The 13977-nt window shown below is 41.5% G+C and carries 10 protein-coding genes; 6 read left to right on the top strand and 4 right to left on the bottom strand.

All coding sequences use genetic code 11. The features are described 5' to 3' along the window. Nucleotides 1-200: 200 nt before the first annotated feature. Nucleotides 201-1625 (bottom strand): decarboxylating NADP(+)-dependent phosphogluconate dehydrogenase, encoded by a 1425-nt coding sequence (gnd, locus tag H6F42_RS00465; protein ID WP_190397385.1) that lies wholly within the window; start codon nt 1623-1625, stop codon nt 201-203. 957 nt (nt 1626-2582) lie between these two features. On the opposite strand from gnd, the gene H6F42_RS00460 reads away from it, so the two are divergent. Next, complete coding sequence (locus H6F42_RS00460) at nt 2583-3683, top strand: hypothetical protein (RefSeq protein WP_190397384.1); 1101 nt, start codon at nt 2583-2585, stop codon at nt 3681-3683. 244 nt (nt 3684-3927) lie between these two features. On the opposite strand, the gene H6F42_RS00455 is transcribed toward H6F42_RS00460, so the two are convergent. Beyond that, nucleotides 3928-4389: a hypothetical protein gene (locus H6F42_RS00455; RefSeq protein WP_242018283.1), complete on the bottom strand. Its 462-nt coding sequence runs from the start codon at nt 4387-4389 to the stop codon at nt 3928-3930. Nucleotides 4390-4928: 539 nt separating this feature from the next. On the opposite strand from H6F42_RS00455, the gene H6F42_RS00450 reads away from it, so the two are divergent. From H6F42_RS00450 to H6F42_RS00440, 3 genes are read left to right on the top strand one after another with little or no spacing between them, the layout of a single operon-like run. Then, on the top strand, nt 4929-6551 hold the full coding sequence (locus tag H6F42_RS00450) for an AAA family ATPase (protein WP_190397382.1): 1623 nt from the start codon (nt 4929-4931) through the stop codon (nt 6549-6551). Then, a complete protein-coding gene (locus tag H6F42_RS00445) occupies nt 6548-7099 on the top strand; it encodes a DUF3038 domain-containing protein (protein WP_190397381.1) in 552 nt (183 codons plus the stop codon). Before H6F42_RS00450 ends, H6F42_RS00445 begins: the two co-directional genes overlap by 4 nt. A 5-nt stretch (nt 7100-7104) precedes the next feature. Then, on the top strand, nt 7105-8427 hold the full coding sequence (locus H6F42_RS00440; RefSeq protein WP_190397380.1) for an after-VIT domain-containing protein: 1323 nt from the start codon (nt 7105-7107) through the stop codon (nt 8425-8427). Nucleotides 8428-8520: 93 nt separating this feature from the next. Here the strand turns inward: H6F42_RS00440 and rpe are convergent, their stop codons facing one another. Further along, nucleotides 8521-9210, bottom strand: a complete 690-nt coding sequence (rpe, locus tag H6F42_RS00435) for a ribulose-phosphate 3-epimerase (protein WP_190397379.1) — start codon at nt 9208-9210, stop codon at nt 8521-8523. 280 nt (nt 9211-9490) lie between these two features. On the opposite strand from rpe, the gene H6F42_RS00430 reads away from it, so the two are divergent. Continuing rightward, the gene (locus H6F42_RS00430; RefSeq protein ID WP_190397378.1) at nt 9491-11422 is read left to right on the top strand and encodes a DUF2779 domain-containing protein; all 1932 of its coding nucleotides are present in this window, start codon (nt 9491-9493) and stop codon (nt 11420-11422) included. 201 nt (nt 11423-11623) lie between these two features. Here the strand turns inward: H6F42_RS00430 and H6F42_RS00425 are convergent, their stop codons facing one another. Further along, entirely contained in the window at nt 11624-12100 is a 477-nt protein-coding gene (locus H6F42_RS00425; RefSeq protein ID WP_190397377.1) for a Uma2 family endonuclease, read from the bottom strand. A gap of 213 nt (nt 12101-12313) precedes the next feature. Here H6F42_RS00425 and H6F42_RS00420 point away from each other — a divergent pair, with 213 nt between their 5' ends. Next, the gene (locus tag H6F42_RS00420; RefSeq protein WP_190397376.1) at nt 12314-13756 is read left to right on the top strand and encodes an ATP-binding protein; all 1443 of its coding nucleotides are present in this window, start codon (nt 12314-12316) and stop codon (nt 13754-13756) included. Nucleotides 13757-13977: the final 221 nt, after the last annotated feature.

Here is a 13977-nt window from a genome sequence, read left to right as displayed (position 1 = left end):
TAGCTTTAATTATGCCTATAGCAATCCTAAATGAGTCATGAGAAACAGAAGCAAAAAAGGGGATTAAGTCTCTTGTCTTTCTCACAAATGAAATAGGATTGCTATAGCTACTTACACTAATAATACATAGCGCCCAGTGCAAATTAAAACTTACACTGAGCACTTAGATCACTTATGGCAATTTAGAGAAAAGTAGAAATTTACTTCATCCACTCGGTGTGGAAAAATTCGCCTCTGGGCTTATCGGTGCGCTCGTAGGTATGAGCGCCGAAGTAATCGCGCTGAGCCTGTGTCAAGTTTTGAGGTAGGCGATCGCGTCGGTAGCTATCGAAATAATCGAGAGATGCACTGAAGGCGGGGATCGGGATACCCAATTGAGCCGCCGCAATCACAACCTTGCGCCATGCCGACTCCTTGGTAAGAATCGTTTGCTTGAAGTCCTCATCGACTAGCAAGTTCGGCAGATTGGGATTACGTTGAAAAGCCAATTTGATTTTGTCAAGGAATGCAGCACGGATGATGCAACCACCCTTCCAAATACGGGCAATTTCGCCCAGATTTAAATCATAGCCAAATTCCTTGGAAGCGGCTCCCAATAACGCCATCCCTTGAGCGTAAGAACAAATTTTGGAACAATAGAGGGCATCTCGAACTGCATCGATAAATTCTTGGCGATCGCCTTCATACTTACCAGAGGTGGAACTAGTTAGCACCTTTGAGGCTGCCACCCGTTCTTCTTTGTAGGAAGACATTACCCGCGCGGTCACAGCCGCAATCATCGTAGGAATAGGCACTCCCAGATCGAAAGCACTTTGTACTGTCCATTTACCCGTCCCTTTCTGTCCAGCCGCATCCAAAATCTTATTGACCAGTGCATCACCCGTCAGGTCATCAATCTTAGTGAAAATATCAGTCGTAATATCAATCAAATAAGAATCTAGCTCAGAACTACGCCAAGCCGTAAATGTTTCATGCAATTCACTTGCGGTTAAACCCAAACCAGTACTTAGGAGATCGTAAGCCTCGGCAATTAGCTGCATATCGCCATACTCAATGCCGTTATGCACCATCTTCACGTAATGCCCTGCGCTGCCCTTACCAATGTAAGTTACGCAAGGTCCATCATCGACTTGAGCCGCAATTTTAGTGACGATAGGCTCAATCTCAGCATAGGCAGACTTCTGACCACCAGGCATCATGCTTGGTCCATTGAGCGCACCTTCTTCGCCGCCACTTACTCCCATGCCGATGAATTTGAGATTGATCTTTTCTAGCTCCTCGGTACGGCGATCGGTATCGCCATAGAGGGAGTTTCCGCCATCAATAATAATGTCACCTTCTTCTAAAAATGGTTTTAGTTCTTCGATCACGGCATCCACAGGCCCTCCAGCCTTGACCATGATGATCATTTTGCGGGGACGCTCTAGGGAAGCGACAAAATCTGCGATCGTATAGGTAGCCTTGAAATTTTTACCAGCCGCACGAGTGGTAATGAATTTATCGGTTTTATCGCGGCTTCGATTATAAACACTCATCGAAAACCCATTACGCTCAATGTTTAGAGCGAGATTTTCACCCATCACAGCTAAACCGATCAATCCAAAACTTTGCTTGTCAGATGCCATAAAGTCCTCTCTATTCTGTGAAACATCGGCAGATATCATCCACACCTTCTGCTCTTCTAGCCATGCATAAATTGCAGGGATGTATTTACAGCACCTTCTACTCACTTCAAGACCAAAATATTTGAAACTGTTGCAGTACAGCACTTTCAAATATTTGTAGTGGTTTGGTTGATTAAAATCTGCTGTAAATTTTCAATTACAGTAAATATTTTCTGCATTGAATAACAAAAGTATCGTAAGCGCTGATTTAGCGGGGATCGCAAATCCTTTGTAAATCCTTAATATATAGAGATAGTAAGCAATATCAAGACAAAGCTAAAACCGAAAGGAGAATTACCGAACTTTGGGGCGTAATTCTCCTTAGCTATTTAGAGCTATCACAAAAGATATACAGTGCGAGGCACTTTTTTAAAACCCAGATAAATTTTGAGAAAGCTTGCTTTGCAAGCTTTCTCAAAATTTATCTGTAATACACGCAGCCTAAAAAGAGGGTGTAAATAACGAACAAATGATTGCAAAATTGCGAATGCGATCGCCTTGATCGCTAACTGATTACATTAAGTTAAGTTCTTATACGTGCCTAAATGATATATGCCTGAAACTTGGCAAACTATGTATAGCGCTGAGACAGAACAGTGTATGCTTAGGTGAGTTAAGATGTCTAAGTGTACATCCTAACTAAAGGCTGTATTAAATCAAAGTGCTAGTTAAGTTTGACCTAGTCAGACCAATTAGTAAGGGGATAAGTTAGACTACCTAATATTTCATTTTTTGCGGAACTTAATTTAGGTAGATTATAAAGTATGTCGCTATCTCAGCCTTAGCTGGGGTAATAACTCAATTCAAAATTTTTATACATCGCGTAAAATAATTTTGAACTTTATTGACATATTTTGTCTAACGATTTCCCAGTAAGGTCTAGTCCGCATTAGGCTCCTTAGTTTTCTGGAGGTTCTCATGAGTAAAATCAATCAGCCAATCCAATCCGATGACTCAAATAGTAAACCCTTAACGAGATCCGTTACACCTAAACCTCCGATTAAAGATTTGCCTAAATTAGAAGTTGTCAAAGTTATTGCTCCTAAATCTGCTGAGACTATTCAAGCTGAAGAGATGAAGGTTGCTAAGATTGATGAACAGGTTAAAACTGTTTCTAAATCCGTGTCTGTAACGGCAAAAGTCAAGACTCAAGTAGTTAATCGGGTCATTGAGTCAAAAGAAGCACCTGAGCCAGTTGAGGATGATAAGGACAAAGTCTGTCTGCAACCAATTCCACCAGCAACTGAACCTCTGCAATATAGAGCGATTGGTGTGATCTATGGGCGATATATAGCCAATGAGGATAATTTTGCTAAGGGACATATCCTGACAACAGATGGTTCTCAAGTAGATGCTGTATTGCTTGGAAAAATTATTTCTATTGTAAAAAAACGGCTCCAAAGCGATCGCGAATATTTGTGGGTAGTCTATCCCCGCACCAACGATAAAGCAGGTAAGTTACATGTGCAGATCGCTGGGGTATGGGCTCCTGTTGAATTGGGGAAAGCTGATATCCAAGTTGATCCTAATGTTCAAGATGGTTACTTCTCGGTTAGGGGAGAGATATCGAGTCAATCTGTTGAAGATAATTCAGTAATTGTCAAGGTTCGCCGTACTGAGCAGAAATTTGATAAGCAGAAAGATAAGGTGGCTAAAGAATATAGTAAGTTTAAGGTAAGGCTTACAGGGCTATTGCCTGATGATGCCATTGGTCAGTTCTGGAGTGTGAATGTCCAAAGACATGGGGATGTCTTAACAATTATTGATGGTGAGTTTATTGGGCATGTGCCTTATAAAGGTAAGCGTCGTCCTCAATCGAAGGGACGGGTAGGTGGTGGCGGCAAGTTTGCCCCCCGAAAGTATGGCGATCGCCCCTATAGCGATCGTCCTTACAAGCCCTCAATAGCTGGTGATATGAACGATGGTGGTATTTATCCGCCTCGTCCCAAGTTTTCTTCTACGGAAGATCGCCCACCAGTGCCGCGTCCATTGATTAAACGCAAAAATCCCACTGAATAAATGTAATAAAACCCCAAAAAATGGCTTCGCCATCTTTTGGGGTTTTATTAGGGGATTTGATTTTATAATTCCCCACTTTGGAAAATGTGTATATAGCTGCGGTCACTTGCATTAGGACAAATCAAAACCCAAGAAGCGAGTTGCGGCGCTTCGCGCCGCAACTCGTCTTCTGGTTTTGTGTCCTAACAAGAATGGCAACAGCTATAAAACAAAAAGAGAGAGGCAAAGCCTCTCTCTTTTTGTTTTAGGGTTGTAAAACCATGCTCCACTCTTTATTTGGATTGTCCCAAAATGGGGCATCGGTTTCACCGACTATGTTGGGTCCCCAATAGGTGCGGGAACCATCGGTCGCAAAGGCAAAAATTACATCACCTTTACCGATCGCGATTTTGTAATTAGGTAATGATAGTAATAAACCTTCTTTACCGCCCTCATTAGGCGCGAAATCCCAGTTCAGCGGCTCAATCGCTTGCCAGACATTCTGGGCAGTAACTCGTGAGAATAAGACAATCCGCACAGGGCGATCGGTTCGATTGCCCACTCTGAGGCTGCCAATGTTTGTCCCATCATTGAGAGTAGGGCGGGCAAAGGTGGTGGGTAAAGGAGCAATAACGACTTTTTGGACTTCAATGGTTTCGGAAGGTTCGCGGGAGGGTAGAGGGGCGATGCGATGCCACACGGATACCCCTGTCAATGCAATTAGCATTCCCAGAACCATGGAGTAAGCATATTTGAGATCAAGCGTTGGGATCACGGATTAGATTTTATTTTTCGTAAGTTTTATTTTATGGTTGGCGGTTTGGTAAGTTAAAAACTACTTCTAAATTTTTTAGGTTCTACTGTTTATTATAACAAATCTATAAATTGACGCTGATTTCCAAAAAAGAAGAGTGGTGCTTTGCGCCACTCTTCTTTTTGGAAATGAACCCAGTTTTACGAAAGTGCGACAACACTTTTGTATATCAAAAACCAGACCCAGCAAGGATTTTAAAAGCACAAAATAGCTCCGCCATTTTGTGCTTTGGTATAATATCAATTCCCAAAAGTGTTGACACACTTTTGGGAATTAAAAATCAAACTCAGTAAGGATTTTAAAAGCACAAAATGGCGGAGCCATTTTGTGATCTGGTACAAGGTGGCGGGCGACAGCTATATTAGTTTGAGTACTGCGCGAAAAACTGCTATAAAAACACGCGGGACATATTTTTATAGCTCAAAGTTATCGCTCCAAGATCCTCCTCACTAATGAAACCTCTTAACTTCCAAGAAGAATTGAGTCTGCTAATCCGTGCTAAATGTCCGATCATTTATGTCGTGACATGGGAAGAAGAGCGTGCCGAAAAGACGATTGCTCAAGTTGCACAGGAATGTACGCCGCCACGTCAGACACTTTATTACGACTTAGTCCGAGGGTTTGAACATAATCAGGAGGGGAAAAACAATTTGCTGCAAGCTTTGCAAATTGTGGAAAATAGCGATCGCCAAACAGCCACAATTTATATATTTCGTGATTTACATCGACGTTTAGCAACCCAACGTTTAGATGAAATTTTGGTGCGGCAACTTCGTAATCTTTACCGCAGTTTTCGGAATTCGCGAAAAACGCTAATTTTGCTGAGTCCATTGCTAGAAATGCCTTCGGAATTAGAAGAGCAAGTTTCGGTACTCTATTTCCCATTGCCTGAGACTACCGAGATTCGGCATATTATTGAGCAGATGATTCCACCTGAGCAGTTGCGAATGGAAGGGAATAGCCTTGGGCAGTTGGTCAAGGCTTGCATGGGGATGACTCGCGATCGCATTTGCCATACGCTTTCTAAGTCCATCGTCCAAAAGCATTTTCTCAATGAATCGGATATTGATCGGGTTTTGTTGGAAAAGCAAAAAAGAATCAGGCAAACGGAATTTCTCGAATTTTTTACTCCCAATGAAACTTTGGATAGTATTGGAGGCTTAGATAATTTTAAATTATGGTTGATGCAGCGTCAGCAAGCCTTTTCCGATGAGGCTCGCGCCTTTGGCTTACCAAATCCGCGTGGTGTTTTATTATTAGGCATCCAAGGAACGGGGAAAAGCTTATGCGCTAAGGCGATCGCGAATTTATGGCGCTTACCGTTGCTTCGCTTAGATGTGGGGCGGTTATTTGGGAGTTTAGTTGGACAGTCCGAAAGCCGCACCCGTCAGACGATCCAGCTAGCCGAAGCTCTTGCACCTTGTATTCTCTGGATTGATGAAATTGATAAAGCCTTTGGCGGTATCGCTAATAGTATGGGTGATTCGGGAACGAGCCAGCGTGTGTTAGGTACATTGCTCACATGGATGCAGGAGAAATCTAGCCCTGTATTTGTAGTTGCTACGGCAAATAATATTAATGCCTTGCCTCCCGAACTATTGCGAAAAGGTCGATTTGATGAATTGTTTTTTATCAATTTGCCCACCTATGCAGAACGCAAGGAAATCTTTTTATTGCATCTCAAGCGCTTTCGACCAATGGAAATCCGCAATTTTGATATTGATAAAATGGCGGAAATCACCAAGGAATTTAGTGGCGCGGAGATCGAACAGGCGATCGTCGAAGGGATGTATCGCGCTTTTCATGAGCAACGGGATGTGATGACCAGTGACATTCTCGCCGCCATCAAAGATACCTATCCCCTCGCCAGTACCGCCAGAGAGCAAATTAGCTTTATGCAAGCATGGGCAACCCAAGGTAGGGCAAGAAGTGCATCACGGGGAGAATTTGCGGAGATTAGTGATGTTAATGTGGTGGAATCCGCAACTAAATCTGCACTGGAAAAGTCCAAGAACAAACATCGTCCTTTACCCTTACCGCCATTACCTCAGCTTAAATCCAACTCAGAATCATGACTTCTCATCCCGCAACTTCCTTCGATAATCCAGATTTGCCGCAATTGCAGGCGATTAAAGCGCATTTGGACTTAGTGTTGCTTGCCTTGGAAGCTTTGACGGGTATTGGCTCCGATGAAATGCTTGTCGTAGCCGAAAAGCTGGGATTAGAAGAAATCCTTAGCGATCGCATTACCTTATGGCGATTGCGGCAGGCTAGCCCCTTACGCAAGGGCAAAGGACGAAAAAAACTAGATGTCGATGAGGCGAGAGCGATGACTTTAATTAGTTGTACTCTAGCCTCACAGCAACAGTTTGCCATCCGAAATGCGGTTGCTCAGTTAGAAAAAAGTACTGCCCTAAAACGCCTTCCCTATCGTGAACCGATTCTCGGGGATTATCTCGATCGCTTTAATACTTTATATCAAGAACGCATGGCTGAGGAAGAACAGGCTAAACCCGACGCAATCCAGAAATTAGCGTTAAAATTATTAATAGATTTACTTTTTTATAGCTCTCAAATTGGCTCACGCCGCCTCTGGGTTGCCCTATTTGAGCGCAGTCAATAAAACCCATGACCTACTCAGCAGCAGAATCAAATATCTTGAATCGTCGCTATGAGCTACCCACCTGCTTGCTAGAGGTTTGGACTGAACGATCGCCTTTATCTGACTGGCAATCGCAGATCGTGGCTCAAAATTTGCGCTTTCGGTTGCAGTTAGCCAATGGCAATAAGGTGATTAAAGGCAACCAGCAACAAATTGCTAGCTTAATCGAAGTAATCACTCAATATTGCGATCGCTGGCTCGCGCAAGATGATTTTGGGAAGCTAGATCATGCCATTAATATTCCCAAACTATCCAAGCTCAAACTTTCTACCCTGCAATTATTCGATCTCTACGAAAGTTTAGAACTCTGTGCCAATGAGTTTGTGATTTTGCCCAATGTAGTCTTAGAAGTGCGCCGCCTCAGCCCAAATTGGCTAAAGTTAATCGCGGCAGCGATCGCCATCATGGGCGTTAGTATCGGCACAATTCGCTTAATTTCGCCTCGGTTTGGCGATCAACCAGCATTTCAAGTTGCCTCTACGCCTAACGCATTGCCCCCCGAAGCTGCTAATCCTCCCGCAGTAACCAACTCCAAGCCTGAAAGTACATCCAAAGATAGCGCCAAGGTAGCGGGATCGGCTAAGACTGGCGATGATGCCTTGCGATCGCCTACATCCCCTAATAATCAAAATAATTTACCAAGCATTACATCAAACCCAAATAGCGCGATCGCCCCCAATGAGCGATCGGCTCCAAGTCCATCTAGGTCTAGGAATGACATTCGAGAGGAGCGTAAAGTCGCCCAAGATCGAGTAGCGATCGCCCCAGAAGTCATAACTGGTAGTACTGATGGCAAAGTAAGCGATCAATTCCGCATTAACGGGGGAGTACCCTCTGGAATTACCCTAGAAAATAGCCCTGCCACCCAATCATCTAAGCCTTCTGAAATTCCTAACAAGGATCAGGCGGGAACTACCATCGCTGAGTCATCGCCAGTTTCCCCTGCTGCCTCATCTCCTAAAATCGTACCCCCTGCTGCCGCAAGAACAAACAACATAACCCCCACTAACATTAAAGTTCTGCAAATTCAATCAGAGCTATCCAACGAGATCACTAACGATTTGGTCAAATATCTGCAACAGGAGCCTATTAGCCTCGAATCTCAAGGAACTCTCATTGTCGAGTTAGAAATTAGCAATGGACAGGTCGTGAATATCTCTACAGATATCCCATCCTCAACGCTTAAAAATACTCAGGCGATCGCCTCAATTGAAAATCTAGTCAGAAAGTGGCGATCGGCTAATCCTGCATCAGGCAAAATTCGCCTAGTATTGCAAATCCAAAAATAACAAAAGCCTCGCGTCGCGAGGCTTTTGTTATTTTGCTCAAAACTAAATCAAGATATTTTTGAAAGCGTTGCTGGGCAACGTTTTCAAAAAATTTTAAGCGGTGACCAATTCAGGACGCTTGCTGTTGCGAATATCGGTAATAGCCTTCGCGTAATCAGGAGCATTAAATACTGCGGAACCAGCGACGATCGCATTTGCACCAGCTTCCAAAACTTGCCAAGTGTTATTTGCCTTCAGACCACCATCGACTTCGATCCAAGGATCAAGCCCGCGATCGTCACACATTTGACGCAACTTCGCAATCTTAGGAATTACGTTAGGAATAAAGCTTTGACCACCAAATCCGGGGTTAACGCTCATGATCAAGACCAAATCGCAAAGATCGAGAACATACTCAATAAAGCTCAAAGGTGTAGAAGGATTAAGGGAAACGCCAGCAAGTTTACCTAGTTCCTTAATTTGAGAAAGATTGCGATGCAAGTGAGGGCAAGCAGTATGCTCAGCATGGACAGTGATGATATCAGCACCAGCTTTAGCAAAATCAGCTACATATCTTTCTGGCTCAGTAATCATCAAATGCACATCTAAAATTTTAGTGGTGACAGGACGAATCGCCGAAACGATTAATGGCCCAATGGTGATATTGGGGACAAAGTGACCATCCATCACATCAACGTGAATCCAGTCTGCACCCGCCGCATCAACTGCACGAATGTCGTCACCCAAACGGCTAAAGTCAGCAGACAGGATCGAGGGGGAAATAACTGTGGACTTTTTAGGCATATGATTTACGGGGGCTTAGCTTAACAAAGATCTAAAAAACAGTAGGTAAAAGTAATTTTAAGTACAGTCTTACCTTAATTATTAGTTAAATTTAGCAGTTTTAAGCGCCAGAATTACAGTTTAAAGAACCAGATTTTTGATGACGCTACTTTGTCGAGTCATCAAAAATCTTTACAGCAAAACTATTAAACCAAAGGTAGAGGCGGCGCGAAGCGCCGCCTCTACCTTTGGTTTAATGATTGTTCGTGCTAGATTTATAAAGCGAAGTTTTTTAGGCAGTATGTCCCATCCAATTTATCTGACGAAATCCGATCTCAAGACTGCCCGCAGTTGCTCAACCAAACTCTATTACAAAAAGTTAGGTTATCCAACAGTTGATCGCGTCGATTCTTACACCAGAATCTTATCAGATGGGAACTTTATCATTAGTAAGATCGCTCACCTTCTTTATCCTGAAGGTATTTATATTTCGGCAAATTTTAGCTCCCAAGAGAATATTAATCACGCTGTTCAAGAAACAATCAATTATCTACAACAAGAAAATGTAGTTCTATTTGAGCCTGTTTTCTATTCTCAACATAAGTTGGCGCGTGCGGATATTCTCGTTAAGCAAGGCGATCGCCTTGAAATTATTGAAATCAAATCTAAGGCTTTTGATAGTAGCGCCCATGAGGATTTGATTAAATATCGTAATCTTTCGCTCTTTCGCAATAAGCGGACAGGCAAGGTCGGCGGCGAATGGAGACATATCATTGAAGATGTTTCCTATCAAGTTGGGATTTTGCAAGAAATGCTAGCAGAGCATCTTCCCAATCTGGAAGTGGTGATATCTCCTTATTTAATAGTTCCTGATAAAGCCAAAACTACAAGCATCGATAATCTTGCTTCCTATTTTCAAATTCAGCGTTTATCTACCCATCGCAATTCCCTTTCTAAATTTAATGGAATTAAGGTTAACTTTACTGGTGATATTGAACAAATTCATCAAGATCAATTTCTTACTAAAGTGAGTATTGCTGCGGAAGTTGATGAACTAATCGAGCCAACGATCGCTTCAGCACAAAAATATATTAATTATCTAATAGAGCGATCGACCCAAATTTTTGCACCGATCAGCAAAAGTTGTAAAGGTTGCGAATATCGCGCTAGCGATCGCGACTCGCGTGATGGATTTAAAGAATGTTGGGGTGATCTTGCCGATGAAGAATTTCATGTCTTAGATCTTTATCAAATGGGAAGAATTGGTGGGAATGATACGCCTTTAGTGAATGAACTAATTCAACAAAAGAAGGTAAGTATGTTTGATGTGCCTCTAGATGAACTCAATGACTATACCTACAGCTATCGTCAGCTAATTCAGATTGAATATACTCAAAAAAATAAAGAATGGATTTCGGAACATCTTCCTAAAATTATGCAGGAGATCGAATATCCCATTCATTTTATTGATTTTGAGACTTCACGGATGGCGATTCCCTATCGCGCAGGAAGGCAACCCTATGAGCAGGTTGCCTTCCAATGGAGTTGTCACACGATTTCTGAACCTGACGCGCCACCTGTCCAAACAGAATGGCTCGATCTGGACAATAATTTCCCGAATTTCCAATTTGCGGAATCTCTCATGGAATGTCTAGGCGATCGCGGCACGATTTTGACATGGGCTACCCATGAAAATAGTGTTTTGCGCGATATCTATTATCAAATGCAAGCCTATGACTATCAAAATCCTGAGTTGCAGACATGGCTAGCGAATACCGCGAAGCTGAATCACAAAGGTGGGCATAAGGGTAAATCCACCTTAGTAGATATGAATGCTTTAACTCTGAAGTATTACTTTCACCCATTAATGAAGGGAAGAACTTCGCTCAAATGCGTTCTTCCTGCCGTTTGGAAAACTAATTCCTATTTGCATGAAATTCCTTGGTTTAAGGAATATTTTCGCGATGTTGATGGTGAAATTTTAAGCCCCTACGATGTTCTGTCTGAATTGCAAATTGGCGATCGCACCTATGTTGTTAATGAAGGCGCGGGGGCTATGCTTGCCTATCAAGATTTAATGTATGGTGAAAGCCGTGAGCTTTGTCTGCACAATCCAGAAATGCGATCGCAATGGCAAGAATTGCTTTATCAATACTGTCGCCTTGACACGATGGCAATGGTAATTATTTGGACGCATTGGCATAATTTATGCAGCAATGCTAATTCTCATTAGATAATATTTGGAAGGATGCTCTTAAGGAAGTTACAGAAGATTATCCACAATATAAATTTCCTGATTTGTGGGAATTTGATCACGATATTCACACCCTGTATAAATGATAATTTCTGGAGTTAACATGAAAACGATCGCCTCCCAATAAATCTCAAAATCCGCGATCGTCTAAAATCTAACCCATTAAAAATAAAAAACAAACTACCGTTTAATTTGCTTCGGAAAATCAGGGACTAACAAGGATTGCTCTAATTCTCCCTGCTCATTATAAAACCTTATTTCACCTTGCTCATTACATAGCCATACTTCAAGAGCTTGGGCTTCAAAATAAAGATTTTTCTTGAATTCCATTTCACCCAAAATATTACCAATAGATTTAACTTCTATACAAATTTCTGGGGCTATAGATGCTGATACCTCATCTTGGATTTTGTCAAATCTTGCTTCCGAACACCAAACAACATCAGCAACTTTAACCCCGTCTGTAGTATTGATCGCACATTCTGGCATTACTTCTCCATTACTTAATAAAGACTCCAATAAACGTTGGATTCTTCCTTGATGAAAAGAATGTTTGATTTTGACAGGACTCATAACGATTTGCCCCCACTTATTCAACTCAATTTTGAAGGGTAAATCTTGTAGCTGTTTATTCTCACAAACTTCTTCCCATTTCATAATCAATTACCTAGAGCAATTAGTGTAATCATAACCCATCAAAAAGCGTTCGCCCCCATTTTAAATTGAATTTTTAGATGCTGTAAGGCGATCGCTACGCAATTAAATTTCTGCGATCGCTAAACCTACAAGGCAAAAATAAGATTAGTTGATTGACCTTAAATGTAAAGTCAAGATAAAATAAGATTAGTTAACTAATCTTATTTTAGATCTATGCTAGAAATTTCAGAAGTAGATATTTTGTCCCGACTTAGGTTTGATAATCCTTGGTGGGAACAAGGCGTAGAAGGGAAAATAACTTACGAAAATACTCCTCGACGTAAGTACTTTGAGACTTTTTATGAAAATATTTTGGATATAAACGTTCGTCGAGCGATCGTTTTAATGGGACCAAGGCGCGTTGGTAAAACAGTTATGGTTTATCACACCATTCGCGCACTCTTAGACTCTGGTGTAGAAGCAATAAATATTTTATATATTTCCCTTGAAACTCCTATCTATACTGGACTTCATTTGGAACGAATACTTAATTATTTCCAGAAACTCTTTGAACATAAACGCAATGCAAAACTGTTTGTCTTCTTTGACGAAATTCAGTATTTTCGTAATTGGGAAGTACATCTTAAATCTCTAGTTGACTCTTATGCAGACTATCGCTTTATTGCCACAGGTTCTGCTGCCGCCGCACTAAGGTTAAAAAGTAATGAGTCTGGTGCTGGACGCTTTAGCGATTATGTTCTGCCGCCGCTAACTTTCGCTGAGTACTTAATGTTTATTGGGCGAGAATCTGAACTGATAAAGTTTACGACAATTAAAGATTTTGATTTAGAGAAAAATGAATACTCTGTTACAAATATCAAAGCCCTCAATGAAGAGTTTATAAACTACCTAAACTTTGGTGGATATCCAGAGGCAGTTTTTTCGGAAACTATCAGGCAAAATCCTAGTCAGTATATCAAAAGTGACATTATCGATAAGGTATTACTCCGAGATCTCCCAAGCCTTTACGGTATTAACGACATTCAAGAATTAAATAGACTATTTACGACCCTAGCTTACAATTCTGGAAATGAGGTAAGTTTAGATGGATTATCTAAATCCTCTGGTGTTGCTAAAAATACGATCAAACGTTATCTGGAATATCTTGAGGCTGCATTCCTAATTCGGCGAGTTGAGCGAATAGACAACAATGCGAAGAGATTTAAAAGAGCAATATGTTTCAAGGTTTACTTAACTAATCCATCTATGAGGGCAGCTTTATTTGGACAGATTGATGCAAATTCTGAAGCTATGGGAGCGATGACTGAAACTGCAATTTTCAGTCAATGGCAACACAATAAGGTTGTTGAACTTTATTATGCAAGATGGAAGTCGGGAGAGATTGATATCGTGCATTTAGATAAGATTAATCAACAGCCTTCGTGGATTGTTGAAGTTAAGTGGAGCGATCGCCCCTATAGGACTCTTGCAGAACTAGATAATTGTATCGAATTTGCCAACAAGCATCCTGCTATCTCTCAACCAATTTTGGTAACTAGCCAAACTATTTCAGATAAAAACATTCAATACAAAGGAGTAGAGTTTGAATTTTGTCCCTCTAGTCTCTATGCTCATATTCTGGGAGCGAATATATTGTCTACTTCTTTCGATTTTTAGGTTGGGCGATCGCCTAAAATACAATTAATCAAAAAGCGATCACCCCTCTACTTCAATCTCAATCTCAACAACCCGCGATCGCCTAAAACCAAATCTCTACTTATTTGACTGATGTTACGTGGAAGGAAAACAGAGTAGAGTAAAGATAGACTCCGACAGAGGTTGAAAGGTATGGACAGAAAGTTCTTAGACCTATACTCAGATTACCTAATCAGTAGTTT

The sequence above is a fragment of the Pseudanabaena sp. FACHB-1998 genome (assembly GCF_014696355.1).
GTDB lineage: Bacteria > Cyanobacteriota > Cyanobacteriia > Pseudanabaenales > Pseudanabaenaceae > Pseudanabaena.
This window is presented reverse-complemented; position numbering and strand designations above follow the sequence as displayed.